Raw genomic sequence first — 3,103 nt, forward strand, 5'->3', positions numbered from 1 at the left:
GGCCTCGGTCCGCGCGCTCTAGCCCGCGATCCTGTAGGCGTTGCACGTGAATCCGGCAGCGTCGGTAATCCCGCACCAAAATCCGGGAGTGTCGGTAATCCTGCACGGGAATCCGGGAGCGTCGGTACCGACGCTCCCGGGTTTTGTTGCAGCGATTACCGACGCTCCCGGTTTCTGGTGAGAAGCGCACTTCTTTGCGCGGGATTATCGGGGTGTCGGTACCGACGCTCCCGGATTCCCGCGCACGCATTACCGACGGTCCGGAAAACCCGTGCGGGATTACCGACGGTCCCGGGTTCCGGTGACTGTGCCTTCCGTGCAGGATTACCGACGCTGCCGGATTCCCGTGAGCCCGTGCTTCGTTCGACGCCGCCGTCGACAGGGAAGCAAGAAGCCCGTATCGCCCTAAAGCCCACGCGTCTTGCGGGCGATACCTCCACCTGCGCGAAGGACGGGCTTCTTTCTTCTTACTTTGTCTGGCGCAGCCAGATCTCGCGGATGCCGCGCAGGGTGAGGTCGGGGTCGATCGCGTCAAAGAGGTCCGTCGCGGCGCTCACGGTCCGCGCGAGCCCGCCGGTGCCCACTACGGTCGCGTTGGGGCAGCCGATCTCGGCCTTGATGCGCGCGACGAGGCCCTCGGCCTGTGCCGCCGCGCCAATGACGAGGCCGGACTGCATGGCGGTCTCGGTCGTGTCGCCGAGCGCGCGGGCCGGGGCGACCACGGGGATGCTCGCGAGCTTGGCCGCCTTCGAGAACAGCGCGCTCGCGCTCAGCATGAGGCCAGGGCTGATGGCGCCGCCGCGGTAGGCGCCGCGCTCGTCGACGACGTCGATGTTCGTCGCGGTGCCGAAGTCGACCACGATCACGGGCGCGCCGTAGGTCTGAATGGCGGCGACGGCGTTGGCGATGCGGTCGGCGCCGACGGCGGCAGGGTTGGGCATGTCCACGGGCATCCCGTAGTCGGAGGCGGCGCTGACCACCAATGGCTCACAGCCGAGCTGCTCGCGAAGGCAGACCAGCCAGGCGCGCTGGAGCGCGGGGACCACGCTCGCCACGGCGGCGTCGGTCACGTCGCCGAGCTCGAATCCGTCCTTGGCGAAGTAGCCGTAGAGCCGCGCGTGCAGCATGTCCGAGGTGTCGGTCGCGGCGGTGGCCATGCGCCAGCCGTGTGCCAGGGTCCCGTCCTCGTTGAAGAGGCCGAGCGTTGACTGGGTGTTGCCCACATCGATGGCGAGGAACATCTGGGGACCTTTCGACGTGCCGGAAGTGCGGGCCCCGCCGCGCGGCGACCCTCGTTACCCGCCAACTGTAACGCAAATCTCCATAGAACGTTCGAACAGCTCGGCGAGAGTTCTGTTAAACTCGAAAAGCTTGACCGTCCTGGCCACAACCAGGACAAAACCCCTGCCCTGGTCGGAACCAGGGCCGACGAACAGGAGTCCTGCTATGAAGCAAGGTATTCACCCGAATTACGTGGAGTGCACCGTTCGCTGCACCTGCGGCAACACGTGGAAGACGCGTGCGACCAAGCCCGAGATGACCATCGACCTCTGCGACAAGTGCCACCCGTTCTACACCGGCCAGCAGAAGCTCGTCGACACCGGCGGCCGCGTCCAGCGCTTCGCCGACAAGTTCGGTGGCGCCGCCGCTGCCCAGCTCAAGAAGGCTCAGGAGGCCAAGGCCGCCAAGGCCGCCAAGGCCGCTGAGGCCGAGGCCGCCCGCAAGGCCGCCGCTGAGGCCAAGGCTGCCGCCAAGGCCGCTCGTGCCGCTGAGTACGAGAGGAAGGCCGCCGCTGAGGCCGCCAAGGCTGCCGCCGAGGCTCCCGCCGCTGAGGCCGAGGCTGCCGAGGCTCCCGCCGAGACCGAGGCCGCTGCCGAGTAGCTCATCGCTTCATGGCAACGCGAAGGGCCCCGAGCGTCATGCTCGGGGCCCTTTTTGTGCGCCGGTAACGGTCATTGGGGCCGCCGGTCGTGTCACCCGTCGACGACGGGCCTCTTTCTATTTCCTTCTGAGCAGGTAGGTGTCGGTGTACATCGCGGTTTCGGAGTAGGGGATAAAGAGGAACGAAGACGTGCGGGTGTGGCTCGTCGTGACCTTGGCGACCGCGGCCGTCACGTCGCCGCCGGGGCCGAAGTCGAGCTCGACGTCGACCTTGCCGCCCGCTTGGTCGGGGAGCGTCCCGGTGAACGAGAGGCCCTTCTCGGCGGTGTCGCCGGCGTAGCCCGCGGTGAGCGCGACCCCGTGCAGCGCCTCGTCGCCGCCGGCGGACTTCGAGTCGCGGGACGGCTGCGCATGGAAGTGCGCGAGCACATCGATGCTTCCGGTGAGCTGCGAGCCCGAGCCGTCGACCGCTCCCTTGCCCTCCTGCGCGGCGATGGTGAGCACAAGCGGCGCCTCGGCCGCGGCCAGGCACTTGCCGCCGTCCGTTTCTTGCGTCTGGAACGTGCCCTCCCACGTGCCGATGAGCGGCGAGAAGTCGCGCGCCTTGGCATCGGCGGGCACCTTGGTGTCGGTGATCTCCCACAGGCCGTTGACCGAGCGGAACGAGAAGGTCGCCTCTATGTCGCAGGAGCGCTTGTCGAAGGCGCCGTCCTTCTCGGCGTGTAGGCGCACGACGTCGGTCTTCGCGTCGGCGTCGAAGTCGGAAGATGCGACCTCGAGCTTCCCGTCGGCGTAGATCCCCGCGAGGCTGAGCTCGCCGATGCTGCCGCCTGCGTCCGTGTCCGCGCCTGCTGAGTCTGTGCCGGAGCCGCTTGCGGAGCCTGCGCCCGAAGTGTCGTGCATCCCCTGCTCGGCGCGCTCGAGCAAGTCGGAGATGTTTGCCTTGACCTGCGCTTCGTTTACTCCGGCAAGCGGCTCGTACGAGACGGACGTATCTTCTTCCTGGCCGATGGCCGTCCAGTTGCCGGCCACCTTGGCGAAGCCGAGCGTCGCCTCCTTGGTCGCGCGGACCGAGTCGTTCTCGTAGGTGGCCTCGACCGTCGCCGTTGCGTAGGCGGAGGCCCCGAACTGCGCGCTCGCGGGGTCGGAAGCCGCGCTCGCGCGCTTCGCGGACTTGACCTTCACGTCCTTGAGCGCGAGCTCGTCGGGGTCTCCCCATTTA

General features: G+C 67.9%; 3 protein-coding genes. 1 reads left to right on the top strand and 2 read right to left on the bottom strand.

Annotated elements, in window-relative coordinates; genetic code table 11:
• Positions 1-467: 467 nt before the first annotated feature.
• Positions 468-1,241: a type III pantothenate kinase gene (locus ACT84W_RS03710; RefSeq protein ID WP_444328240.1), complete on the bottom strand. Its 774-nt coding sequence runs from the start codon at positions 1,239-1,241 to the stop codon at positions 468-470.
• A gap of 205 nt (positions 1,242-1,446) precedes the next feature.
• On the opposite strand from ACT84W_RS03710, the gene rpmE reads away from it, so the two are divergent.
• A complete protein-coding gene (rpmE, locus tag ACT84W_RS03715; protein ID WP_444328241.1) occupies positions 1,447-1,881 on the top strand; it encodes a 50S ribosomal protein L31 in 435 nt (144 codons plus the stop codon).
• 117 nt (positions 1,882-1,998) lie between these two features.
• On the opposite strand, the gene ACT84W_RS03720 is transcribed toward rpmE, so the two are convergent.
• Positions 1,999-3,103: hypothetical protein (locus ACT84W_RS03720; protein WP_444328242.1), on the bottom strand; the 1,105-nt coding region annotated here is incomplete at its 5' end.

Origin of the sequence: Paratractidigestivibacter sp., assembly GCF_052362415.1 — a bacterium.
Classification (GTDB): domain Bacteria; phylum Actinomycetota; class Coriobacteriia; order Coriobacteriales; family Atopobiaceae; genus Paratractidigestivibacter.